Genomic DNA, 23,347 nt, shown 5'->3' on the forward strand with positions numbered 1-23,347 from the left:
CGAGGCCGCGATCGGGCCGCTGTCCGCGCCGCAGCCGGTCGACGGGGAGGCGGACCTGCGCCCGCACGACCAGCGCCGCGCCGAAGCGCTGGTCGCGGTCCTGGGCCGCGCCCAGGAGGCCGGTGACTCGAGCTGGTCCTCGACCAAGGCACAGGTGTTCGTCACCATCTCGCTGGAGGACCTGCAGCGCCGGGCCGGCGCCGGAACCCTCCTCGGCGGCCTGACCGCCGGGGAGCTCGCCACCCCCGAGACCGTGCGCCGGTGGGCCTGCGACGCCACCATCCTCCCGGTCGTTCTCGGCAGCCATGGCGAGGTCGTCGACCTCGGCCGGGCAGAACGCTACTTCTCACCGGCGCAGATCAAGCGGCTCTGGCTGCGCGACCGGCACTGCACCTACCCCGGATGCGACGCCCCCGCCTCGTGGTGCGACGCGCACCACCTCATCCACTGGGCCGACGGCGGCCCGAGCGACCTGTCCAACGCCGCCCTCCTCTGCCAACGCCACCACACCACCGTGCACTCGCAGCGCTTCCACGGCTGGGTCGCCGCCGACAACGACGGCCGGTCCCACGTGGTGTGGGACCGCACCCGAGGCGCCTACGACACCGCCCTCGCCCGACTGGACTCCGGCCAAGGCCGCGAAGGGGCCCACCAGCAACCAACGCCCTCGCCACCACTAGGTCACGGGCCCTTGCGCCGGGCCTCCGGCGACCCCGACCTCTGGCACCGACCATGACCCCGCCCCACACCCCGACAGCCACCCGGCGCCGGGGCCACAAGGGTGTCTGGAACAAAGCAGGGGCAGGCTGCACCCACCAGCCGGGGCGAGAAGGACCAGCCAACACGAAGGGGCGCCCAAAGCGCGAGATTCCGCGCTCGTGGCACCCCTTCATATGAGCGTCAGACGACTCAGCCCAGGTTGTTGGACTTCAGGAACTCAGCCGCCACGTCCTTGGCGTCCTTCTTGTCCGTGACCGTCTGCTTGAGCAGCCCGGAGATCACCTCGGTCGTGAGCGCTGCAGACACGGCGTTGAGCGCCGGCGCCATCTGCTCCGACTGGTCCTTGGCGACGAGCGGCACGATGTTCTGCGACCCGAACAGCTTCTCGGTGTCCTCGAGCGAGACGAAGCCGTTCTCGGCGATCGACGGGTCGGTGGTGAAGATGTTGGCCGCGTCGACCTGGCCGTTCTTGAGCGCCTGGACGAGCGCCTGACCGGTGAGCTCGCGGAACGACCCGAACGTCACGCCGTAGGTCTTGGTCAGTCCGGGCACGCCCTGCGGCCGCGCCTTGAACTCCGGCGGGGCTCCGAGCGACAGCTCGCCGGCCTTGCCCTTGAGGTCGGCGATGGTCTTGAGCTGCTGCGAGTCGGCCGTCTCCTTGGTGACGACGATCGAGTCGTTGTCCTCCGCCGCGGACTTCTCGAGCATCGTGAACTCCTCCGGGAGGAGCTCCTGGACCGAGGTGTAGACCTTCTCCGGGTCGGTCTCGGCGAACGCCTTGTCGTAGAAGAAGCCGAGCGCGCCGGTGTACTCGGGCACGGCCTGGATCGACCCGTCCTCGAGCGCCTTGAGGTAGATCTCGCGCGAGCCGATGCGCGGCTTGGTCGTCGCCTCGATGCCCTTCGCCTTGAGCGCGCCGGCGTAGATCTCGGCAAGCAGCTCGGACTCGGGGAAGTCGGCGGAGCCGATGACGACCGAGCCGCCACCGGACGCGCTGCCACTGGCGGCGGGCGAGGAGGTGTCGAGCGGGTCCGAGCCGCCGCCACAGGCGCTCAGTCCGAGGATGGCGGCCGTGGTGACGGCGAGTACCGAGGTCATGCGCTTCATGAGGTGTCCTTTTGTTAGACCGGTTCTGGAACGTGCTGCCCGACGTGGCAGCGGTGCGAGCTCGGTGGGTCCGGGCGCCAGGGCACGGAGGACCCGGGATCAGACCTTGGGGGTGTCAACTCTGCCCCCAACCCCGGACATTCCGGCAGTGGGACGTTGTGACCCATCCGTTGCCGGGTCGCGGGCTTTGTCAGCGGCCTCGAGATCCTCGGGGAGGACACGGCCACGGCGGGCCCGGCCGCCCCTGCCACCGGTGAGGCCCGGAGAGACCACACGGCGCTGGACCAGCGCAAGCAGCCCGTCGACGACGAGCGCCAGCAGCGAGACGACGATCGCCCCACCGGCGGTCGACACGTAGTCCCCCGTCTTGATCCCGTCGATGAGGTAGCGGCCGAGGCCGCCGAGACCCACGTATGCCGCGACCGTCGCCGTCGCGATGACCTGGAGGAACGCCGACCGGAGCCCGGACAGCATCAGCGGCAGGGCGTTCGGGATCTCGACCTGGCGCACCACCTGCATGCCGCGCATCCCCATCCCACGGGCCGCGTCACGGGCGGCGGGGTCGACCGCCTCGACGCCGGCATACACACCGGAGAGGATCGGCGGGATCACGAGGACGACGAGGACGACGATGCTCGGGATGAGGAACGCGAGCTCGGACGAGAACTTCGGTCCCAGCCACAGCGCCACGGCGAAGAGCAGGCCGAGCGTGGGCACGGCTCGCAGCGAGTTGGCGAGCGTCACCAACCACCTGGCGCGACCGGTGTGCCCGACCCAGAGCCCGAGCGGGATGGCGAACACCGCGGCGATCACCACCGCGAGCAGGCTGTACCAGAGGTGCTGCACGATGCGGGCGCCGAGACCGGAGTCCCCCGACCACGTCTGCGCCGAGGTGAGCCACTCGAGGATGCTGGGGATCACGGCCGGGCTCCTGACGCGCGCAGCCACGGGGTGAGCATCCGCTGACCGACCTGGATCGCGCCGTCGAACAGCAGGGCCAGCACGACGCAGGCGACGATCCCGGCGAGAATCTCGGCCGTGATGAACCGGTCGTAGCCGTCGGTGAGCAGGTTGCCGAGCTGGGGTACCCCGATGAGCGAGGCCACCGACACGATGCTGACGTTGCTGACCGCCGCGACGCGAAGGCCGGCCGCGATGACGGGCACCGCGAGCGGCAGCTCCACCCCGAAGAAGCGACGGAGCCCGCCGTAGCCCATCGCCCGCGCGGCCTGGAGGACGTGGTCGGGAACCGACCCGAGCCCGTCCGCCACCGTCCGCACGAGGAGGGCGACGGTGTAGATCGTCATCGCGACCACGACGTTGACGGGGTCAAGCACCTTGGTGCCGAGCAGGATCGGCATCATGACGAACAGCGCCAGGCTGGGGATCGTGTAGAGCAGGCCCGACGTGGAGATGAGCACCGGATAGAGCCGCGACCAGCGCCGCGCCGCCCAGCCCAGCGGCAGGGCGATGAGCAGCCCCAGCAGGAGCGGCACCCCGGCGAGCCAGACGTGGCTGCGAGCGAGGGTGAAGATCTCGCCCCAGTGGTCGTTGACCCAGGTCATGCCGAGTCCTCGACGAGGCGCTCGGCGTGGGCATTCGGCTGGTCCACGTCCGGGCGGTCGGCGGACTCGATGAGCGAGAGCACCTCGTGCGCCAGCACCGTGCCCACCAGGGCGCCGGAGTCGTCGACCACGACACCACGCCGTGACGGCGACGACAGGGCCGCATCGAGCACCCCGCGCAGCGAGCCCGACGCGCGCGCGACGGTCCCGCCTCGGTGCAGCGCCGCGGACGTGACCTCGCCGTCGACCCGCGAGGGCTCCACCCAGCCCAGGGGGTGGCGGGCGTCGTCCACGACGAGCACCCAGGGCTCGCCCACCCCCCTCGTCGACTCCCCGACGACGAGGGTGCGCTCGGAGCGCAGCGGCAGCGTGGGCGACGGCTGGAACTGGAGGGACCGGTAGCCGCGGTCGCGCCCGACGAAGTCCGCGACGAAGTCGTCCACCGGGTGCGCGAGCAGGTAGGCGGGGTCGGACATCTGGGCCAGCTTGCCCCCGACCCGGAGCACCGCCACCTGGTCACCGAGCTTGATCGCCTCGTCGATGTCGTGGGTGACGAACACGATGGTCTTGCCGAGCTCGGACTGGAGGTCGAGGAACACGTCCTGCAGCTGGTCGCGCACGACCGGGTCGACGGCGCTGAAGGGCTCGTCCATGAGCATGACCGGCGGGTCGGCCGCGAGCGCCCGGGCGACCCCGACCCGCTGCTGCTGCCCTCCCGAGAGCTGGGTGGGGTAGCGGTCGGCGAGCTCGGGAGCCAGGCCCACCCGCTCCAGAAGCTCTCGCGACCGGTCCCGCGTCTTCTTCTTGTCCCAGCCGAGGAGGCGCGGCACCGTGCCGACGTTGTCGAGGACGGTCCGGTGCGGGAAGAGCCCGGCGTGCTGGATGACGTAGCCGATGCCCCGCCGCAGCTCCGCCTCGTCCATGGACCCGGTGTCCTGCCCGTCGAGGGTGATCGTGCCGCTCGTCGGCTCGATCATCCGGTTGACCATGCGCAGCGACGTGGTCTTGCCGCACCCGGAGGGACCGACGAGGACGGTGATCTTGCCCGCGGGAGCCGTGAGGGTCAGGTGGTCGACTGCCACCGTCCCGTCGGGGTACTGCTTCGTCACGTCGTCGAACCGGATCATTGCGCAGTTCCTCCCGAGCGGGTGATGACGTCGTCCAAACTAACCGGGGAGGACGGCATACGTGCTGTTCGGGCCGGGGAAACGTGACCGAAGAGAAGCCACGGAGGTTGCGCGCAGGTGGACAGTTGATGGACAAACCGGCCTAGCATGACGCGACACCGCAACGACGAGGACGGGGGGACACGTGACGACGACGTCCGGCGAGACGGTGCTCTCGGAGCACGGACCGGGAGGCGACTCCGGCGAGCGCCAGAGCACCCCCGCACCCACCCCGGCGGGCCGGGAGGCGCGGCGCGAGCCCTTCGTCGCCGTCCTCTACCTGCTGCCGGCGCTGGTCATCTTCGGGGTCTTCATCTTCTGGCCGCTGGTGAAGTCGATCCTCCTGTCCGTGCAGGGCACCGACATCCTCGGCAACCCGAGCGGGTTCGTCGGCTTCGTCAACTACACCCGGCTGTTCAGCGACCCCGACTTCCTGCAGGTGCTGTGGGTGACCTTCGCGTTCACGATCCTCACCGTCATCCCCAGCATCGCCATCGCCCTGCTCATCGCGCTGCTCCTGCAGTCCCGGATCCGGGGGGTGAAGTTCTTCCGGACCGCGTTCGCCCTGCCGTTCGCCTTCTCGGTGGCGACGGCCTCGGTGATCTTCGGGGTCCTGTTCAACCCGGCGTCAGGGGTCCTCAACGGGATCCTCAACACCTTCGGCGTCGACAAGGTCAACTGGCTGACCAACCCCGACCTCGCGCTGTGGTCGGTCTCGGGTGCGACCGTGTGGATGCAGATCGGCTACAACCTGCTCGTCCTCTCCGCGGGCCTCGGCGCCCTGCCCGAGGACGTGCTCGAGGCGGCCCGCCTCGACGGGGCGTCGGGTCTGCGGCTGCAGCGCTCGATCGTCATGCCACTGCTGACACCGCAGCTGTTCTTCCTCGTCGTCGTCGGCACGATCCACTCGCTGCAGAGCTTCGGTCAGATCAAGATCCTCACCGTGGGTGGTCCCGAGGACCGCACGACGACCCTCGTGTACTCGATCTACGAGCAGGCGTTCGCCAACAACAACAGCAACTACGGCTACGCATCGGCGCAGGCGATGGTCCTGCTCATCATCGTGCTCATCATCACCGCGCTGCAGTTCGGCGTCCTCGAGAGGCGGGTGTTCTACCGGTGACCACGGCGACGAAGGAGCCGGTCGCCGCACCGAGGGCGGCCGAGCCCAGGAAGCGACGCCCCGCGAGGCGCAAGAGCAACATCGGGACCTACCTCATCCTCGGGGTGCTGTTCCTCATCGTGCTGTTCCCGGTCTACTACGGGCTCGTCGGCTCGCTCATGGGCGAGCGCGACACCAACAGCTTCCCGCCGGCGCTCTACCCCAAGAACGGCGTCCACCCCGAGAACTACTCCAAGGCCCTCGACATCATCCCGCTCGGCAACCAGTACCTCACGAGCGTTCTGCAGACCCTGGGCATCACGCTCGGGCAGATGGTCACGAGCGCCCTCGCGGCCTACGCGTTCGTCTTCCTCAACCTGCGCTGGCGCGGGTTCTGGTTCGCGGTGTTCCTCTCGACGATGATGATCCCGTTCGAGTCGATCATCATCCCCAACTACCTGCTCATCTCGCAGTGGGGGCTCAAGGACACCATCGCCGGGCTGACCCTGCCGTTCCTCGCGACCGGCTTCGGCACCTTCCTGCTGCGCCAGTCCTTCCTCTCGTTCCCGATGGAGCTGCGTGACGCGGCCCGGGTCGACGGGGCGGGGCACGTCCGGTTCCTCTTCTCGATCCTGCTGCCGCTCAGCCGTCCCAGCCTCGCCGCGCTCGGCATCTGGTCCGCGCTGTCGGCCTGGAACATGTACTTCTGGCCGCTGCTCGCCACCGAGGACCCGAAGCACCAGACCATCCAGATCGGCATCAGCCAGCTGCAGAGCTCGGACTCCGACTCCCCCGGCATGGTTCTCGCGGGCGTCATGCTCGCCCTGTTCCCGACCCTTCTGCTCGTCATCTTCGGGCAGCGATTCATCGTTCGTGGGCTCACCACGGGCGCCGTCAAGTAGTTGAAGGAGTTCGACGTGAAGACCACGAACAAGGGCGCCCACTCGCGCCGACTGAGGTATGCCGTCCCCGCCGGGATCGTGTCCGCGTCGCTGTTCCTGGCCGCCTGCGGCGGCGGTGGCACGGGCGACGGCAGCACGGGGGACGGCGAGGGCGCGAGCAGCGGGGCGCCGGCAGCCGACGTCCTCGACAAGGCCAGCGGGGTCACGACGGTCGCGTTCTGGCACGCCATGGACGGCACCAACGCCGAGGCGCTGACCAAGCTCGTCAGCGACTTCAACAGCAAGAACACCGGCAAGATCGAGGTCAAGGCGACCTATGCCGGCAAGTACGACGACGCGATCACCAAGTACAAGGCGGCGATCCAGAGCAAGTCGACGCCCGACGTCATCCAGATCTACGACATCGGCACCCGCTTCATGATCGACGCCAAGCAGACCATCCCGATGCAGGCGTTCATCGACCGCGACAAGGTCGACGTGTCCGACCTCCAGCCCAACATCACCGGCTACTACAGCATCGACGACAAGCTGAACTCGATGCCGTTCAACACCTCGATGCCGGTGCTCTACTACAACAAGAGCCTCTTCAAGAAGGCCGGCCTCGACCCGGAGAAGCCGCCGCAGGACCTCGCCGCGATCCGCACCGCCGCGGAGAAGCTCGCCAAGAAGGGTGGTGGCCCGGCCGACTACGGCTTCGGCGCCGCGATCTACGGGTGGCTGCTCGAGCAGTTCATCGCCACGGACGGCAAGGAGTACTGCGACCAGGGCAACGGCCGCGACGGCAAGGCCACCAAGGTCCTCTTCGACCAGCCCGAGGCCGTCGAGGTCGTCAAGTGGTGGCAGGGCATGGTCAAGGACGGCTTCGCCGCCAACACCGGTCGCGACACCAAGGCCGCCCAGGCCGCGTTCAAGTCCGGCCAGCTCGCGATCACGCTCGAGTCGACCGGCCAGCTCGGCGGCTTCAGCAAGGCGGCCAAGGAGGGCGGCTGGGAGCTCGGCGCTGCCAACTACCCGCAGATCAAGGCCGGTACCGAGGGCGGCCCGATCATCGGCGGCGCCTCGCTGTGGATCAACGGTGAGAACCACGAGGACGCCAACAAGGAAGCGGCGTGGCAGTTCGTGAAGTTCCTCGCCGACCCCAAGAGCCAGGCCCAGTGGCACATCGGCACCGGCTACTTCCCGATCAGCAAGGGCGCCCTCGAGGAGCCCGAGGACGTCACCTACCGCAAGGCCAACCCGCTGTTCGACGTGGCTGTGAACCAGCTCGAGAACACCAAGCTGAGCAAGGCGACGCAGGGCTGCCTCCTCGGCGTCATGCCGCAGGCCCGCAAGGCCTCCGAGGACGGTCTCGAGGCCGCCCTCAACGGCACCGACCCGCAGCAGGCCATGACCAAGGCCGCGGAGTCGCTGAGCGCGCAGATCACGCAGTACAACGACTCGGTGGGCTGACCCCCCGGCCACCCTTCACCGACGGCGCCCCCTCGAGACCACACCGGTCCCGAGGGGGCGTTCTCGGTATACCGCGGGTGTTCGCGGCACCCGGGGTCAGAATGGGCCGGTGACCGAACTCCTCACCCGCGACTCGCAGCGTGGTCGCCTCACCCTCACCGCCGTCACCCTCGGGTCCGGGATCGCGATCCTCGACGGGTCCGTCGTCAACGTCGCCCTGCGCACCATCGGCACCGAGCTGGACGCCTCGCTCCAGCAGCTCCAGTGGGTGATCAACGGCTACATGCTGGCGCTCGCCTCGCTCGTCCTGGTGGGCGGCGCCCTCGGTGACCGGCTCGGCCGCCGGCGCGTCTACCTCTGGGGCATGGGCTGGTTCCTCGTCGCCAGCGTCCTGTGCGCCGTCGCCCAGACGCCGGGTCAGCTCGTCGCGACCCGGGTCCTGCAGGGCATCGGCGCCGCCCTGCTCACCCCCGGGGGCCTGGCGATCATCCAGTCGGTCTTCGCCCGCGAGGACCGGGCGGCGGCGATCGGGACGTGGGCCGGGCTGTCCGGTATCTCCGCCGCGATCGGCCCGTTCGTCGGCGGGTGGCTCGTCGACAACGGTGGCTGGCGCTGGATCTTCGGGATCAACGTGCCCCTGTGCCTGGCCGTCATCGCGATGACGCTGTGGGCCACGCCGGAGAGCCGCGACACCGAGGCGACCGGCCGCGGGTTCGACGTCCTCGGCGGCGGGCTCACCGTCCTGTCGCTGGGCGCGCTGACCTATGCCCTCACGGCGTCGTCGACGATGAGCCTCGGGCTGCTCGTGCTCGTGTCCGTCGTGGCGATCCTGGCGGCGGTCGGCTTCGTCGTGGTGGAGTCACGCGCCCGGACACCACTGGTGCAGCTGGCGCTCTTCCGCGACCGGGTGTTCTCGGCGGCCAACGCGATGACCCTCGTGGTCTACGGAGCGCTCGGCGTCGTCTTCTTCATCCTCGTCCTGCAGCTCCAGGTCTCGGCCGGCTGGTCCGCGTTGTCGGCCGGGCTCACCGGCCTGCCGACGACGATCGCGCTGATGTTCCTGTCGTCGCGCGCCTCCCAGCTCTCGGAGCGGATCGGGCCGCGCATCCCGATGGCCCTCGGCCCGCTGGTCTGCGCCGTCGGGGTGCTGCTGCTCCTGCCCGCCGGGCGGGGCGCGACGTGGTGGACGGTCCTGCCGGGACTGGTCGTGTTCTCGCTCGGGCTGGCGCTGCTCGTCTCCCCGCTCACCTCGACCGTGCTCGCCGCTGCACCCGACCGGTATGCCGGCGTCGCCAGTGGCGTGAACAACGCCGTCGCGCGCGCCGGCTCACTGCTCGCCGTCGCCGCGCTCCCGGCGCTCGTGGGGCTGTCCGGCGACGACTACCTCGACCCGACCGCGATGACGTCGGGCTTCCGCGCCGCCATGGTCATCTGTGCCGGGCTGCTCGCGGTCGGCGGGGTCGTCAGCTGGTTCGGCCTCGCCAGGACCTCGGGTCGGGTGCTCGAGGACGCCCTCTAGCGACTCCCGCAGGCCCGCGCGCCACGCGTGGTCAGCTCAGGTCAGGTCAGGTCAGCAGCGAGCCGGTGACGAACTCGGCGACCTCGCGGTGCCAGGTCAGCGGGTGGCGGAGCATCGCGTGCCCGTCACCGTCGACCGGTCGCCACGTCACGTCGGCCCCCTGGGCGCGGAGGCGTTCGGCGAGCGCCTTGCTCCGCCTGGGGTCGGTGATCCGGTCGCGCACGCCGTGCATGAGCAGGACGTCGAGGCCGGGGCGTCCGTGGACCGGGTCCCCGCCGTTCACCCACGGCGCCAGACCCGCCACCGCGGCGACATCGGGCTCGCCGGCCAGGTGCAGGGCGACCCGGCCACCCATGGAGTGCCCGACGAGCGCGACGGGCAACCCGGCATACCGCTCCCGGACCTGGTCGAGCGCCCAGCGCGCGTCGACCAACGGCGTTGCGTCGGAGCCGTTCCAGCCGAAGTAGCGGTTCTTGAGGCGCAGCACGGCGAGCCGGTCGCCAGCCCGGTGCTCGATCGCCTTGGCGAACGGCCACATCCGCAGGACGGGTCCCCGCATCCACTCGACCGGGCCGTAGCCGGTCTCGCCGCCACCGTGGAGCACGAGGACGACGGCCTCGGGCGAGGCGGGGGTGCTGCCCTTGAGCTCGTGCGCGACCGCGTCGTTTGTCGGGTCGGTCGGGTCAGTCGGGTCCGTCACAGGGGCTCGCCGCCGCCGATCTCGGCGAGCAGCCACGCGGCATACGAGGCACTGGCGTCGATCACCGGCACGGCGATGATCTCGGGCGTCTCGTAGGGGTGGACCTCGCCGACGCGCTCGCAGATGCGGTCGAAGCGGCCGCGGTGCGACTTCGCGAGGACGAGGTGCTCGTCGGAGCTGACGACCTCGCCGTCCCAGCGGTAGGTCGACGTCATCCCGGGGAGCACCTGGGCGCAGGCGGCGAGGCGTTCCGTGACGAGGAGCTGGGCGATGTGCGCCGCGTGCTCGGCCGGGGCGGCGATGCGCACCTCGAGGATGCCGTGGTCGCTGGTCATGGGCCTCAGACCTTGGTGCGGTGGAAGTTCTTGAAGGACCGGCTCGCCGTCGGGCCCCGCTGGCCCTGGTAGTGGGAGCCGTACGCGGTGGACCCGTAGGGGTTGTCCACCGGGCTGGAGAGGCGGAAGAAGCAGAGCTGGCCGACCTTCATGCCCGGCCAGAGCTTGATCGGCAGGGTGGCGACGTTGCTCAGCTCCAGCGTGACGTGCCCGCTGAAGCCGGGGTCGACGAAGCCGGCCGTCGCGTGCGTGAGCAGGCCGAGGCGGCCCAGGCTCGACTTGCCCTCGACGCGGGCGGCGACGTCGTCGGGGAGGGTGACGGTCTCGTAGATCGAACCGAGCACGAACTCCCCCGGGTGCAGCACGAACGCCTCGTCCGGCTCGACCTCGACGAGCCGCGTGAGGTCGGGCTGGTCCTCGCGTGGATCGATGTAGGGGTACTTGTGGTTGTCGAACAGCCGGAAGTAGCGGTCGAGGCGCACGTCGATGCTGCTCGGCTGGATCATCGCGGGGTCCCACGGGTCGAGGACCACGCGCCCGGCGTCGACCTCGGCCTTGATGTCCCTGTCACTCAGCAGCACGGGGAGAGACTAACCCGAGGGCGTATGCCGGGTGCCTGCCGAACGTGGCCGGGTCACCTCACGAGACGGGTCGGGCGGCGGGTTAGACTTCCTGCCGCGCCACCCTCCCGGGCCTGCTCGACCGCCCGGGGAGGCGCCTGCCGGTGTAGCTCAATGGTAGAGCGCCAGCTTCCCAAGCTGGACACGCGAGTTCGATTCTCGTCACCGGCTCCACGACCAGGTTCAATGATTCGGGTCACCCCGGGGCCGACGTCCACGAAAGGCCTGTCGCCATGCGCCGCGCGCTCACGTCCCTCGCCCTGGCAGGTGCGGCCGTGTTGTCGTTCACGGGCTGCGCCGGCAGTGTCGAGGGCGCCCCCGACTCCGTCGCCCTGGTTCGCGGCACGACGTTGGCCGACGGCAGCACTCTCAACTCCTGCCTCGACAAGGCGGGCTACAACATCAGGGACGCCGCCGCGCTGGCTGACGGCGTGGAGGCGAGGACGTTCGGCAACGGGGACGAGTTCCATGTGGTCACGGTGACCTCTGGGGACGAGCAGATCCAGTTCACCGTCGTCACGGAGCGTGGGTTCGTCCACGCCAACGACGACGCATCCGCTGCCCTGCTCGACCGGGCTGGTTGCTCCGTGGACGGCGAGCCCCTCAACGAGTCCACCACCTGAACGCGATCAGGTCTGCCTCGGGCCGCATCAGTGCCAGCCTGGCGTCCACGGGGCCGAAGCCGGGTGGCCCGACATTGATCCATCGAGGCCGCCCGCTCGTGTCATCTGTGGGACCTCCGGCGCACCGCGCCGGCAGCACCTCGGAACAGGTCCCCACCGCATCCCCAACCTGGAGGTCACGACATGTCTTTGCACTCCCGCGCGGCGTTGGTCGGAGCCGTCTCCGTCCTCACGCTGGCCATCACCCCGTCGGCGGCCCTCGCGAGGGGCGGAGGCGACGACCTGATCCGCGCCGACTTCACCCCCAGCCTGCCCACGGATCCACAGATCAACGGCATCAACCCGGGCGGGCTGCCCTGGGTCCTCGACGACGGCGAGGTCCGTGTCCGTGAGAGCGGCCGCATGGACGTGGAGCTGGAGGGCCTGCAGATTCCTCGCAACGGGGGCGAGGACAACCCCGTCGCGAGCATCCGAGCGGTGCTCTACTGCGACGGCCTGAGGGTCACCGACAGCGGACCACAACCGCTGTCGGTTCCCGGAGGCGACGCCGAGTTCCGCGTCATGCTGATGGTGCCGGACAAGTGCGACATGGCCACCGTCCTGATCCAGCCGAACGCCACCGCCTACATCGCCAGTGCGGTCGCCATGCCCGACGACGAGCACTGAACCGCAACGCGCGGCCGGGTTCGCGTGCGGACCCGGCCGTGACTACATCAACGGCGCGCCCTGGACCACCTTCTCGGTGACGACCGCGAACTTGCGGACCCGGCCGGTCCGCAGCCATTCGCTCCAGAGACGGTGCGCCGTCAGCAGGTCGTCGACGACGAGAGCGGACCCGGAGGCGGCCGCACGAATGTCGGGCGCAGCCCCGGCATACGCGGCGACAAGCCCGTCCACCACTCGGCGGTGTGCGTGGCTCGTGTCCCGCAGCGACCGCACACGGAACCCCGCGCCCCGCAGAGCCCGCCGGAGGTCGGTGAGGGTCGTGAGCCACACCGTGTCGGCCCCCGGCATCGCCGCCCGTTCTGCCGCACTGAGGGGGCGGCCGGCCTCGAGCGTGAAGGCGAAGCGACCTCCGACCGGCAGGGCGGACGCGACCTCGTGCACCAGCGCCGGCTTGTCCGCGAACGCGAGCAGGGTCTCCAGCAGGAACACGACGTCGAAGGCCCCCCTCGGCACCGGCGGGACCGTGCGCACCTCGAAGGCCGCATCGACCCCCTCGTCCACGGCGCGCGCACGAGCCCGGGCGATGGAGCCCGCATCCGCGTCCACGCCCAGGTAGCGGCACCCGAAGGTCCGAGCGACGAAGATCCCCGGCCCCGCCTCCCCGCAGCACAGGTCGAGGACGGACACCCCCGTCCCGACGCCGGCCCGGCCGGCGAGCCACCGGACCTCACTGGCGCTCACGAAGCTCTCCTGGCCGACGAACTCCCCGGCAGGGAAGGCCGACTCGCGCGTCCGCCAGAGCAACCGGGCAAGGGGGGACCATGAGTCGACCGTCACGGCCGAGCTCCGCTCGCGACGAGCGAGGGCGTGCTGCTGAACGCCCCCAGGAACCGGTCGCGGAAGTCGGCCATGGGCCACACGGGCGCCCCCTCGCCCGGCCGCAGGCCGTCGGTCCATCCCCAGGCCGAGACCTGGTCGAGGACCCGGGGGTCGCGCGCGATGACGCTGATGGGGACGTCACGGTTGCCCCCGAAGCCGCTCACGATGGTCGCGGGCTGGTGGTCGCCGAGGACGACGACCACGAGGTCGTCGTCGGCCCGCTGCTCCACGAAGGACAGCACGCTCGCGAGGGAGTACTCGATCGAGGCCCGGTATGCCGCGGGTACCGACGCACGGTCGCCCCAGAGCTCGGCCGAGGTGACCGCCTCACGGTGCACCGACCGGAAGACCGACCCGTCGCCGAGCGCTGCGTCGTCGACCATCGTCGGCACCGGCGCCCACGGCCCGTGGCTGGAGGTGAGCTCGACCTCGGCCATCACCGGCTCGGCTCGGCCGGACCCGAGCTCCAGTCGCGCCAGCGCCGACAGCGCGAACTGGTCCGGGACGGCCGAGAAGCCGAACGTCGGCCCGGCATACCCCAGGTCACCCCGGCCGTAGACCTGGTCGAACCCGTAGAAGGCCTGTCCCTCGGGCCAGTTCCCGTGCGTCGACGGCAGCACGGCGACCGTGCGCCAGCCCTGGCGGGAGAAGGCCGAGGAGAGGGTCGTGCGGTCCGTCGCGAGGAGCAGGTCGTACCGGACCTGGTCGCTCACGCTCAGTCCCGACTGGAAGGTGGAGTGGGCCAGCCAGCTGCTGCCCCCGAAGGTCGAGGACGTGAGGTACCCGCTGCGTGCCTCCACGCCGACCGAGCCCAACCGGTCCGCACCCGCGTCGAGCAGCGCCCTCACCGGCTCCGACCCTGTCCCCTCCAGGGCCACGCGTCCGTAGCTCTCGACGAACACGACCACCACGTCCTTGCCCGCGAGACCGGCCAGGTCCGCGGACGCCGGCGACCGGAAGGCGTCGACCTTCATCTCCCGCACGAACCGTTCGCGGTCACGGTATGCCGTGACGCCGGCTTCGACCTTCCCTGCCACGAAGGGGCCCGCACCGCTGAGTGCGACCGGCACGCCTGCGACGACCTGGGCCCCGGAGACCGCGCAGAGGACCCACACCGATGTCAGCACCAGGACCGCCTGGGCGCCGCGGGAGCGGTTCCGGGTGACCGCGCGGGCGAGCCGGGAGAGCGCCCAGGCGGGGCCCACCACCGCTCCCACCGCAACGAGGAGGGTGGTGACGACGACGGCGGCGGCGACCCACGGCCCCCAGGAGTCCCGCACGAAGGCCAGGCCCGACCCGAGCAGACCACGGTCGGTCACGACGTCGAAGGGCCGGCTGAGCACCGCGAAGGCCGCCAGGTCGAGCACCTTGAGCAGGGTGATGGCGCCGAGCACCGACCCGAGGATCACGGTCACCGTCCTGCGCCAGCGCGCAGGCACCACGATGACCGTGGCCGCCACCGCGGCGACCTCGACGGGGAGGCGGATGAAGCCGACGGCCGAGAACCGGTCGAGCTGGTTCGGCGCCACCAGCGCGAACCACAGGATGGCCACCACGAGCGACGTCACCGCAGTGGTGGTCAGGACGCGGACCCAGCGCCTCCGGCGGGCGGGGTGCCTGCGGCTCGCGGCGGCCCCCCGTTCCGTGCGGTCGCGTCGCGCCCACAACGAGCGGACGTCGCGGCCGAACGACTCCGCGAGGAGCACGTGCGCCCCGGCGAGCGTCGTCACCGTCAGCCACCCCGGCAGGACTCCTGCGGCAGCGATCGCGAGGACCACGCCGACGGTCGCCGTCACCACCTTGCGCCAGTAGCGGAAGGCGAGCGATCCGCGCATCCAGGGCAGGACCCACCCGGCCAGGCCGAACGCATACCGCGCGAGGCCACCGGCGAGCACCCACCACCCGACCGACGGGGCGACCGCGGCGCTGAGGACGAGGATGAGGAAGGCATCGACCTCACCGTCGAAGCGTGCGCCGACGGCCGAGACGGTGCCCGTCCGGCGGGCGACGACCCCGTCCACCGCGTCCAGGGCCAGAGCGGGGACGGCCAGGCCGACGAGGGCCGGGCTGACGTGCTGACCCAGCAACGACTCCACCGTCAGTGTCGCGACCGCGCAGGCCATCAGGCCCCGCCCCAGGGTGATGGTGTCCGCCGGGCCCAGTGCGTCCCGCCCGTCGCGCGCCAGCGCCAGCGTCAGAAGACCGACGAGCACGCCGCCGCACCCCAGCCCGACCACCCACCCGAGAGCACCGATGTCCACCAGCACGGCGAGCACCGCGAGGAGCGCGACCAGTCCGGTCATCCCGACCGGCACCGCGCCCGCAGCGGACAGCCGCACCGTGGCCGGAACCGACCCCGCGAGCGACGCCGTGGCCGACCGCGACGAAGCGCTGCTCAGATCTCCCGGCAGCACGGACGTTCGGCTCATCGGTGTCACCGGCTCGCGGATCAGGCTTCGAGCCGGACGGGGTCGAGGAGCTCGAAGGTGTGGGCGCCGCGGGTCGCCTTCGTGGCGAGGTAGCGCGCGTTCGCGGGGCTCCAGTGCACCCCGGTGGGCACGCGCTCACCGACGACGACCCCGTGCCGGCCGAGCTGCTCGGCCTTGTCCGGGTTGTTGCTCAACAGGGCGACGCAGGACAGCCCCACGGCGTGGATCATCTGCGCCGCCACCGTGTAGTCGCGCGCGTCCTTCCGGAAGCCGAGCGCGACGTTGGCCTCGTACGTGTCGAGGCCGAGGTCCTGCAGGGCGTACGCGTCGAGCTTGCCGTACAGCCCGATCCCGCGGCCCTCCTGCCTGAGGTAGAGGAGGTAGCCGCCCACCTCCGAGATCCGCTCGACCGCCTCCCTCATCTGCGGGCCGCAGTCGCAACGCTGGCTCCCGAAGACGTCACCGGTGAGGCACTCGCTGTGGAGCCGGACGAGAGGCAGCGGAGCGAGAGGGTCCGCGACGGTCGGGCCCTCGAGGGCGAAGCACCCCAACCCGACGGCGAGGTGCTCACGGCCGTCGATGAGGCCGCCGAAGGTCAGCACCCGTCCGACGGCGGTGAAGCCGTCCGCGAACCGCAGCGGCACGCTCACCTGGGTGCGGATCGATGCCGTGGGTGGTCTCGTGCTCATGGGCCTTCCTCCGTCGGCTCGTGCTGCTCGAAACGGTCCGAGAGCGCGTAGCGCAGGAGCACGACGTCCCCGATCCGGCGCACGTCGGCGAGGCAGGCCCTGCGACTGCGGTTCCACGGCAGCGGTCCGTCCGCGACGACGCGGTGCGCCCGGGAGTCCCCGACGAAGAAGGGCGCCACCACGACGTGCAGCTCGTCGGCCAGACCGGTGCTGAGGAACTGGGTGTGCACGCTCTGGCCCCCCTCGACGAGGAGCCGGCGCACGCCTTTGCCCGCGAGGTCCTCGCTCACGACGCACATCGACGGGTCGGCCCCCGCGTCGACCACGGTCGCGGCAGCGCCGAGGCGTTCACGGGTTCCGGCGACCGAGCGGCTGGCGCAGTAGACCAGCCGCTCGCTATCGCCCGTCGCGAAGAACGCTGCCGAGGGGTCGAACGTCGCGTGCCGGGTGACCGTCACCTTGCGGGGCGACGGCGGGCGCCCCTCGGTGACCCTGCGGGCCCGGCGGTGCTCGGCGCGCACGAGGAGCCTGGGGTTGTCGGCGCGCACGGTTCCTGCTCCGACGAGGATGGCGTCGCACCGTGCCCGGACGGCGTCCACCCGGTCGAGGTCCGCGGCGTTCGACAGCACCAGCCGCTTGCCGGACGCATCGTCGAGGTAGCCGTCGAGCGACATGGCGCAGCTGAGCACCGTGTAGGGCAGGTCAGTCATGGACGACCACCTCCCGCGGCCCGACCGGCGTTGCGGAGGCTCCTCGTGAGCGACCCACGAGGAGCAGGACCGCTCCCGGCAGCGTCGCGACGACGACGATCACGCCGTAGGCCACGGCCACGGCCAACCCCTGGCTCGAGCTCGCCCCGGCAGCGCCGAACGCCCAGGCCGCGGCGCCCTCGCGCGGTCCCCATCCGGCGAGGTTGAGCGGCACCGCCGCCACCAGCAGGACGAGCAGGGTGAGGGGCACGAAGTCCGACACCGGCATACGCACACCGACCGTGCGCGCGGCGATCGCGAAGGTGGCGACGTGGGCCGCCAGGGCCACGATGGACGCACCGATGATGGACAGGGCCGCGGAGGGGGCCAGCAGCCCTCGGGCATCGGCTGCGGCCACCTGCGACATCCGCGTCAGCGCACCCGGTCGGCGTCGCCGCGCCAGGCGTGCGACTCCGAGGAGGAGCACCGCCAGCAGGGCGACGGCCACCGCGCCGACGCCCAGTGGCAGCGAACCGAACGGTCCACCGGCCAGGAGCGCGACCACCGTGAGGGCGACGAGGACGAGCTGGCCGCAGGTTCGCTCCCACACGACGCCGCGCAGGCCCCCGCCGACGTCGTCGACGGCGCGGCCGTGGCGCACGCCCCGGTGGACGTCCCCGAGCACGCCACCCGGAAGGGTCGCGTTGAGGAACTGGGCGCGGTAGCAGGCCGCGAGCGCCGACGACAGGTCGAGCTCGACACCCAGCTGCCTCGCGACGACCCGCCACCGCCAGGCACCGGCCGCGGTGGCCACGGCGGCGACCACGGTGCCGCCGGCGAGAGCGACGCCGTCGACAGCCCGGACGGCGTCGGCGAACGCGTCGGTGCCGAGCTGGACGGTGACGGCACCAAGGATCGCAGCGCCGCCCAGGGGGCGTGCCCACGACCACCACGCCGTTGCGATGTCGGCCTCCGATCCTCGAGCTGTGCCCGTCCGCCGCCGGGTGCCCCGTCGCATCCCCGTCTCTCCCTCTGTCACGAGCCGCCGGGCGCGGGGGTTCATTCGCCGCTCCCCGGCGGCAGGGCCAGCAGGTCGAGGTGCCCGACGGCCACGCTGAGCCGACCCTGGCCGAGCTCTGCGCGCCGACGGGCCAGGTGGTCGGCACCGCCCGCGGCGAGCTCCGGCCGCTGCTCGCAGGCCGCGCCCACCCAGCCGTCGAGCCACTCGGCCGTGAGGTCCGCGCTGGCGGCGTCGAGCCGCCACGGGCTGGGGCGCCCGTGCACGCGCCACCCGGCGTTCGTGAAGAGGCCGACGGCCGCCGCGGCCGCGTCCGGTCCGAGCAACGAGCGGCCGTCCGTCGTCCGGCGCTGGTGGTCGTTGAAGGCCGCCTCAAGCCTGGTATCGAGGTCCTCCGCCGGGGTCAGACGCACGTGACCGGTGACCGACAGGGTGAGCAGCGCCGGGCAGGCGGCCGCGACACACGACCGGACCGTGCGTTCGAGCTCCTCCGCGGTGAGCATGTCGAGCAGTGCCGAGGCCGTGACCAGGGCGGCACCGGTGAGGTCCGCGGCACGCAGCCGGGTGAGGTCGCCCTCCCGCGTCTCGACCGTGACGGCAGCCCCGTCGGCGGCCGCGGCGGGAGGATCGGCAGCGGCGGCGGCGAGCAGGCCCCTGTCCCGGTCGTGAAGCACCCAGTGCTGGGGGCCGGGGAGCAGCGGCGCCAGCCACCGACCCATGGACCCGGTGCCGGAGCCGAGGTCGTGCACCACGGCGACGGGAGATCGCCCCTCCAGCGCCCGAACGAGCATCCGGGCCAGGGCCGGGGAGCGCGCCTCGGCGTCAGCCGGCTCGCGCAGCCGGAGCCACTGCGGCGTGACACCTGCGGCCACGGCGGTCACGCCGCCACCTCCGAGAGGACCCGGTCCAGGCCGGCCGTCGTCTCGGACCAGTCGCTCAACGTGGCCCGCCGCCCCAGCGCCACGCTGCGGAGCCGGTTGCGCAGCCCGGCGTCGGTGAGCCACGTCCGCAGGGCGCCGGCGAGGGCTCCGGCATCACCCGCCCGGACGAGGAGTCCGGGCACTTGTCCCTCCGGCGAGGTCCCCATCGCCTCGGGGAGCCCACCGACACGCGAGCCCAGCACGGGCACCCCGCGCGCCAGGGCCTCGGTGACGGTCATGCCATAGGTCTCCGTCCTCGACGGAGCCAGGACGAGATCCGCCGCGGCGTACTCGGCGTCCAGGGCAGGACCCACACGCGGTCCGGGCATCGCGATCCGCGCGCCGACCGGACCGGTCAGGGCCTTCGCCCGTATGCCGTCCGCGAACGGCCCGTCGACCGTCACCGCCCCCACGCACCGGCAGGACCAGTCCAGGTCGGCGAGCTCGCCGAGGGCGTCGACGAGCACGTCGTGCCCCTTCGTGGCCGTCACGGCCCCGACGCAGAGCAGCCGGCCGCCACCGGCACTGCCCTGCACCACGGCCGCCGGGTCGGCACCGGGAGCCACCACGCTCACCCGCGACGGGCTCAGCGAGTAGGCGTCCACCAGCCAGTCGCGGGTCCACCCGCTGGTCGCGACGACGTGGTGCGCAGCCCCGAGCGCGGCCCGCTCCCTCTCGCCCCGTGCCCCGTCCCCACGGGTCCCGGACCCGTGGCCGAGGGGCAGGTGCACGAGGACGACGAGCCTGAGGCGCCTCCCCTCGGGCACCACCACCTCGGGGACCGCCGAGGTCACGAGTCCGTCGAGGAGAACCACCGCCCCGTCGGGGATCGAGGCGAGGGTGCTCCGGAGCGCCGCTCGCGACACCGGGTCGGGTCCGGGCCACGGGCCTGCGACCTCGCGTCGGCGCACGACCCAGCCGCGGTCCCGCAGGCCGGTGCACACCCTGCGGTCGTAGGTGTTGCCACCGCTGGGTCGCCGCGGGTCATCCACTCCGTCGGGCACGACGACGTGCAGGGCGCTCATGGTGCGCGCTCGTACGAGGCCCAGGCCACGTGCGACTCCCGCAGCGTGACCGCGATGGCGACGACGTGTGCGACATCCGTGCCGAGCTCCCCGGCCCCCGCCCGGTCCGCGACCCGGTCCGCGACGACCTGGGCGAGGCGCTCGGTCGTCGTGATGACGTCGGTCAGGGTGGGCTCGTCGTCGAGGTTGCGGTAGGACAGCTCACCCATGACCGCCCCCAGGACCACGGCGGCCCGCCCGATGTCGACGACGAGGCCGTCGTCGTCGAGGGCCGCCGCGCGGAAGGTGAGGTCGACGACGTACGTCGCCCCGTGCAGCCGCTGGGCCGGACCGAACACCTCTCCCGGCAGGCTGTGGGCGATCATCATGTGGTCGCGCACGGTCACGCTGAACATCCACCGACCTCCTGGTCATAGGTGATGGTGTGGCAGAGCGCCGCCCGGCTGCCGTCAGCCAGAGTCCGCAGCAGGTCCGGGAGGTCGTCGAAGGGTGAGCTGCCGCTGACGAGCACGTCGAACGCCGGGTCACGGAGCAGCTCGAGCGCGAGGGTGAGGCGGTCGGCCGTCGACCTGCTCGTCCGACGCGACGGCGAGACCATGCCGACCTGGCTGGACCGGATGGCGAGCCGCCCGGAGTGGAACCGCCCACCCAGGCTCAGGGTCACCGTGGCGTCGCCGTACCAGCTGAGGTCCAGCACGGTCCCCTCGTCCGCGAGCAGGTCGAGCGAGTGCTGCAGCCCGGCCGACGACGCGCTGGCGTGGACGACGAGGTCCCGTCCCCGGGGAGCATCGGCGGGCAGCGCGAAGTCGGCGCCGAGAGCGTGGGCCACCTCGGCGCGTGCCTCGTCGACGTCGACCACGGTCACCTCCGCCCCGGGGATGCCGACGAGCAGGCGGGCGACGCACAGGCCGACCATCCCGCCACCGACGACGGCGACGCGATCTCCGACGCGCGGCGCAGCGTCCCACAGCGCGTTCACGGCGGTCTCGACCGTCCCGGCGAGCACCGCCCGGTCCACGGGCACGCCCGCGGGCACCGGCACGACCGCGTCCCGACCGACCACGTAGGCCGTCTGGTGCGGATGCAGGCAGAACACCGTGCGTCCCACCAGCTCGGCGGGCCCTCCCTCGACCACCCCGACGCTGAGGTAGCCGTACTTCACCGGACCCGGGAACGTGCCCTCCTGGAAGGGAGCCCGCATCGCGGCGTACTGCTCGACCGGGACCTCGCCCCGGAAGACGAGGGTCTCCGTCCCCCGGCTGACGGCCGACCGCAGGGTCCGCACGAGCACCTCACCCGGCCCCGGGTCCCTCAGCTCGACCGACCTGATCTCGCCCGCGCCCGGCTCACGCAGCCAGAACGCTCGGGCGGACACCGTCACCCACGGACCTCTCGCACGACTGACACACGAGCAGCGCGCGCACGTGGTTCAACGGCCTGAACCATCGGGCCGTCCGCACCGTGATGGGGAAGGCGGGCGACGGCCGCGCTGCGGCGCCATGACGGCATACCGCCGCCGTGACCGTGTCGCCCCATGGATCGGAGGAGATCCCCATGTGGGTGCGCATCGTGACGGCTCTGGCCGCCCTCGTCTCGGCGGCGGTACACCTTGTCCTGTGGTTCGACGGCTACCGGGACATCGAGGTGATCGGCCCCGCCTTCCTGCTCAACGCCGTCGCCGGGGCGGTCATCGCCGTGCTGCTCGTGCGGTGGTGGCACTGGATGCCGGCCTTCCTCGTCACCGGGTTCGGTGCGAGCACCCTGGGTGCGTTCGTGCTCTCGACGACCGTCGGGCTGTTCGGCGTCAACGAGCAGTGGACCGGTGGCTGGGTGCTCACGGCCGCCGTCTCGGAGGTCGTCTGCATCATCGGCGGGCTGGTGCTCCTGCGCGCCGGGCTGGCCGGCCACCCGCGCACCTCGCGGGCACCGAAGGGCATGGCTCGCGCCCGCTGACCGGTGAGGCCCTGCCCGCGCGGGCCTCAGACGGTGAGCTGGAGGACCAGGATCCCGCCGGCGGTGCGCAGCTCCACCGTGTCGATGTCCTGGCGGTTGGTCGCCGTCGCGCCGGACACGCGCATCGTCCGGCCCGGGAGCCCCTTCCACGTGGCGACCTGCTCCGTACGGCCGTCCGTCGTCCGCACGACGAGGGCGTAGACCGCATCGGGCGAGGCTTCGTAGCCCTCCTCCACCTGCTCGTAGGTGCAGGTCATGTCGAGCTTGGTGCCCCAGCTCACGCCCGCGACCCGGACGTCGGCCCGGACCGGCGTGGCTCCGACGGCATCCATGGCCCTGGCAGGGACGGTGCTGGTCACCGACGTCGGGGTCGGCCCGGCCGTCACCTCCGGTCGCCGCAGCACGTCGGCGGTCAGGGCCGCCGACCCGACCGCCACCGCCGCCACGGCCGCGGCCACACCGGCGACGATCGTGGTGCGACGGCGTTGGGACGTCCGCACGTCGCGGACGAGGGCGGGAAGGATGGTGCTCGGCAGGGGGGGTGCTGCGGTCGCGTCGAGGTCGGCCGCGTCGACCTGCGACAGGAGCCCGGGCAGGCCGGCCAGCTCGCGGACCGACCGGCTGCAGTCGTCGCACCGCGTCATGTGCCGCTCGAACTCGAGTCGCTCGCTCGGAGCCAGGGCGCCGAGCACGTAGGAGCCGTCGTGGTGCGCGAACTCGCAGCTCATGCCCCGACCCCCATCTCCTGCAGCGACAGACGCAGTGCCCGCAGCGCGTAGTGCGTGCGCGACTTCACGGTGCCGTCCGGGATCCCCAGTCGATGGGCCGCCTCGGAGACCGATGCCCCCCGAAAGTAGCACTCCACGAGCACCGCCCGGTGTTCCGGCGACAGCGCGAGCATGGCGTCCGCCACCACCCACGACAGCAGCAGCTGGTCGGTGTGGTCGTTGGGGTTCCGGCCCTCCGGCACCTCGGCGACCGAGACCTCGCTCTGCGTGCGCTTGGCCCGCCAGTCGTCGATGACGATGTTGCGCGCCACGGTGAACAGCCAGGCCCGCACGGACCCGCGTCCCTCCTGCAGTCGGTCGTGGTTGCGCCACGCCCGCAGGAGGGTCTCCTGAACGACGTCCTGCGCCCGCGCGTGGTCGCGCCCGGTGAGGCTCAGGCAGTATCCCCACAGGGCAGCCGCATGCTCGTCGTGCAGCTGCTTCATCAGCATGGTGGCGCTGTCCGGCATACGACCTCCCATCGACTCATACGCAGCCGGGGCC

26 protein-coding genes and 1 tRNA gene are annotated in these 23,347 nt (G+C 71.8%); 9 read left to right on the top strand and 18 right to left on the bottom strand.

Going from position 1 to position 23,347, the window contains the following annotated elements:
* On the top strand, positions 1-736 hold a 736-nt coding region (locus ACOJV9_RS10760), incomplete at its 5' end, for an HNH endonuclease signature motif containing protein (RefSeq protein WP_420185212.1).
* Positions 737-909: 173 nt separating this feature from the next.
* Here the strand turns inward: ACOJV9_RS10760 and ACOJV9_RS10765 are convergent.
* The 4 genes from ACOJV9_RS10765 to ACOJV9_RS10780 all read right to left on the bottom strand — a co-directional run bounded on the left by ACOJV9_RS10765 (position 910) and on the right by ACOJV9_RS10780 (position 4,519).
* A complete protein-coding gene (locus ACOJV9_RS10765; protein ID WP_420185213.1) occupies positions 910-1,827 on the bottom strand; it encodes an ABC transporter substrate-binding protein in 918 nt (305 codons plus the stop codon).
* Between the two features lie 99 nt (positions 1,828-1,926).
* Positions 1,927-2,748 carry an ABC transporter permease gene (locus tag ACOJV9_RS10770; RefSeq protein ID WP_420185214.1) on the bottom strand — a complete coding sequence of 274 codons (822 nt, stop codon included), beginning with the start codon at positions 2,746-2,748 and terminating at the stop codon, positions 1,927-1,929.
* Positions 2,745-3,392 carry an ABC transporter permease gene (locus ACOJV9_RS10775; RefSeq protein ID WP_420185215.1) on the bottom strand — a complete coding sequence of 216 codons (648 nt, stop codon included), beginning with the start codon at positions 3,390-3,392 and terminating at the stop codon, positions 2,745-2,747. The genes ACOJV9_RS10770 and ACOJV9_RS10775 overlap by 4 nt, the downstream gene beginning before the upstream one ends.
* Entirely contained in the window at positions 3,389-4,519 is a 1,131-nt protein-coding gene (locus tag ACOJV9_RS10780) for an ABC transporter ATP-binding protein (protein WP_420185216.1), read from the bottom strand. Before ACOJV9_RS10780 ends, ACOJV9_RS10775 begins: the two co-directional genes overlap by 4 nt.
* A gap of 184 nt (positions 4,520-4,703) precedes the next feature.
* Here ACOJV9_RS10780 and ACOJV9_RS10785 point away from each other — a divergent pair, with 184 nt between their 5' ends.
* The 4 genes from ACOJV9_RS10785 to ACOJV9_RS10800 all read left to right on the top strand — a co-directional run bounded on the left by ACOJV9_RS10785 (position 4,704) and on the right by ACOJV9_RS10800 (position 9,530).
* Positions 4,704-5,681: a carbohydrate ABC transporter permease gene (locus tag ACOJV9_RS10785; RefSeq protein WP_420185217.1), complete on the top strand. Its 978-nt coding sequence runs from the start codon at positions 4,704-4,706 to the stop codon at positions 5,679-5,681.
* Entirely contained in the window at positions 5,678-6,562 is an 885-nt protein-coding gene (locus ACOJV9_RS10790; protein ID WP_420185218.1) for a carbohydrate ABC transporter permease, read from the top strand. Before ACOJV9_RS10785 ends, ACOJV9_RS10790 begins: the two co-directional genes overlap by 4 nt.
* Positions 6,563-6,577: 15 nt before the next feature.
* The gene (locus tag ACOJV9_RS10795; RefSeq protein WP_420185219.1) at positions 6,578-8,011 is read left to right on the top strand and encodes an ABC transporter substrate-binding protein; all 1,434 of its coding nucleotides are present in this window, start codon (positions 6,578-6,580) and stop codon (positions 8,009-8,011) included.
* Between the two features lie 109 nt (positions 8,012-8,120).
* Positions 8,121-9,530 (top strand): MFS transporter, encoded by a 1,410-nt coding sequence (locus tag ACOJV9_RS10800; protein ID WP_420185220.1) that lies wholly within the window; start codon positions 8,121-8,123, stop codon positions 9,528-9,530.
* Positions 9,531-9,576: 46 nt separating this feature from the next.
* Here the strand turns inward: ACOJV9_RS10800 and ACOJV9_RS10805 are convergent, their stop codons facing one another.
* The 3 genes from ACOJV9_RS10805 to dcd are packed head-to-tail and all read right to left on the bottom strand — an operon-like array spanning position 9,577 to position 11,146.
* Positions 9,577-10,230 (bottom strand): alpha/beta hydrolase, encoded by a 654-nt coding sequence (locus ACOJV9_RS10805; protein WP_420185221.1) that lies wholly within the window; start codon positions 10,228-10,230, stop codon positions 9,577-9,579.
* Positions 10,227-10,565: a divalent-cation tolerance protein CutA gene (cutA, locus tag ACOJV9_RS10810; protein WP_420185222.1), complete on the bottom strand. Its 339-nt coding sequence runs from the start codon at positions 10,563-10,565 to the stop codon at positions 10,227-10,229. The genes ACOJV9_RS10805 and cutA overlap by 4 nt, the downstream gene beginning before the upstream one ends.
* 5 nt (positions 10,566-10,570) lie before the next feature.
* Positions 10,571-11,146, bottom strand: a complete 576-nt coding sequence (dcd, locus tag ACOJV9_RS10815) for a dCTP deaminase (RefSeq protein WP_420185223.1) — start codon at positions 11,144-11,146, stop codon at positions 10,571-10,573.
* Between the two features lie 139 nt (positions 11,147-11,285).
* On the opposite strand from dcd, the gene ACOJV9_RS10820 reads away from it, so the two are divergent.
* From ACOJV9_RS10820 to ACOJV9_RS10830, 3 genes are all read left to right on the top strand, one after another.
* Positions 11,286-11,359, top strand: a tRNA-Gly gene (locus ACOJV9_RS10820).
* 59 nt (positions 11,360-11,418) lie between these two features.
* Positions 11,419-11,808 (top strand): hypothetical protein, encoded by a 390-nt coding sequence (locus ACOJV9_RS10825; protein WP_420185224.1) that lies wholly within the window; start codon positions 11,419-11,421, stop codon positions 11,806-11,808.
* 183 nt (positions 11,809-11,991) lie between these two features.
* Positions 11,992-12,474, top strand: a complete 483-nt coding sequence (locus tag ACOJV9_RS10830) for a hypothetical protein (protein ID WP_420185225.1) — start codon at positions 11,992-11,994, stop codon at positions 12,472-12,474.
* 42 nt (positions 12,475-12,516) lie between these two features.
* Here ACOJV9_RS10830 and ACOJV9_RS10835 read toward each other — a convergent pair whose 3' ends face one another.
* Genes ACOJV9_RS10835 through ACOJV9_RS10875 form a run of 9 tightly spaced genes read right to left on the bottom strand, consistent with a single transcriptional unit; the run spans position 12,517 to position 21,504 of the window.
* Complete coding sequence (locus tag ACOJV9_RS10835) at positions 12,517-13,311, bottom strand: SAM-dependent methyltransferase (protein ID WP_420185226.1); 795 nt, start codon at positions 13,309-13,311, stop codon at positions 12,517-12,519.
* A complete protein-coding gene (locus ACOJV9_RS10840) occupies positions 13,308-15,782 on the bottom strand; it encodes a CDP-alcohol phosphatidyltransferase family protein (protein ID WP_420185227.1) in 2,475 nt (824 codons plus the stop codon). Before ACOJV9_RS10840 ends, ACOJV9_RS10835 begins: the two co-directional genes overlap by 4 nt.
* A 20-nt stretch (positions 15,783-15,802) precedes the next feature.
* Positions 15,803-16,471, bottom strand: coding sequence for a GTP cyclohydrolase II (locus tag ACOJV9_RS10845; protein ID WP_420185228.1), 669 nt, complete (start codon positions 16,469-16,471; stop codon positions 15,803-15,805).
* Positions 16,468-17,181: a RibD family protein gene (locus tag ACOJV9_RS10850; RefSeq protein WP_420185229.1), complete on the bottom strand. Its 714-nt coding sequence runs from the start codon at positions 17,179-17,181 to the stop codon at positions 16,468-16,470. Before ACOJV9_RS10850 ends, ACOJV9_RS10845 begins: the two co-directional genes overlap by 4 nt.
* Positions 17,174-18,178, bottom strand: coding sequence for a lysylphosphatidylglycerol synthase domain-containing protein (locus ACOJV9_RS10855; protein WP_420185230.1), 1,005 nt, complete (start codon positions 18,176-18,178; stop codon positions 17,174-17,176). The genes ACOJV9_RS10850 and ACOJV9_RS10855 overlap by 8 nt, the downstream gene beginning before the upstream one ends.
* A 41-nt stretch (positions 18,179-18,219) precedes the next feature.
* Positions 18,220-19,059, bottom strand: coding sequence for an SAM-dependent methyltransferase (locus ACOJV9_RS10860; protein WP_420185231.1), 840 nt, complete (start codon positions 19,057-19,059; stop codon positions 18,220-18,222).
* A complete protein-coding gene (locus ACOJV9_RS10865; protein WP_420185232.1) occupies positions 19,056-20,123 on the bottom strand; it encodes a glycosyltransferase family 4 protein in 1,068 nt (355 codons plus the stop codon). Before ACOJV9_RS10865 ends, ACOJV9_RS10860 begins: the two co-directional genes overlap by 4 nt.
* On the bottom strand, positions 20,120-20,518 hold the full coding sequence (locus ACOJV9_RS10870; protein WP_420185233.1) for a 6-pyruvoyl trahydropterin synthase family protein: 399 nt from the start codon (positions 20,516-20,518) through the stop codon (positions 20,120-20,122). The genes ACOJV9_RS10865 and ACOJV9_RS10870 overlap by 4 nt, the downstream gene beginning before the upstream one ends.
* A complete protein-coding gene (locus ACOJV9_RS10875) occupies positions 20,506-21,504 on the bottom strand; it encodes a zinc-dependent alcohol dehydrogenase (RefSeq protein WP_420185234.1) in 999 nt (332 codons plus the stop codon). The genes ACOJV9_RS10870 and ACOJV9_RS10875 overlap by 13 nt, the downstream gene beginning before the upstream one ends.
* A gap of 173 nt (positions 21,505-21,677) precedes the next feature.
* On the opposite strand from ACOJV9_RS10875, the gene ACOJV9_RS10880 reads away from it, so the two are divergent.
* Positions 21,678-22,076, top strand: coding sequence for a hypothetical protein (locus tag ACOJV9_RS10880; protein ID WP_420185235.1), 399 nt, complete (start codon positions 21,678-21,680; stop codon positions 22,074-22,076).
* Positions 22,077-22,102: 26 nt separating this feature from the next.
* Here ACOJV9_RS10880 and ACOJV9_RS10885 read toward each other — a convergent pair whose 3' ends face one another.
* Both ACOJV9_RS10885 and ACOJV9_RS10890 read right to left on the bottom strand, forming a co-directional pair.
* Positions 22,103-22,804, bottom strand: a complete 702-nt coding sequence (locus ACOJV9_RS10885) for an anti-sigma factor family protein (protein WP_420185236.1) — start codon at positions 22,802-22,804, stop codon at positions 22,103-22,105.
* Positions 22,801-23,313 carry a sigma-70 family RNA polymerase sigma factor gene (locus tag ACOJV9_RS10890; RefSeq protein WP_420185237.1) on the bottom strand — a complete coding sequence of 171 codons (513 nt, stop codon included), beginning with the start codon at positions 23,311-23,313 and terminating at the stop codon, positions 22,801-22,803. Before ACOJV9_RS10890 ends, ACOJV9_RS10885 begins: the two co-directional genes overlap by 4 nt.
* Positions 23,314-23,347: the final 34 nt, after the last annotated feature.

This window comes from Knoellia terrae, from assembly GCF_048606435.1.
In the GTDB taxonomy this organism is placed as follows: domain Bacteria; phylum Actinomycetota; class Actinomycetes; order Actinomycetales; family Dermatophilaceae; genus Knoellia; species Knoellia terrae.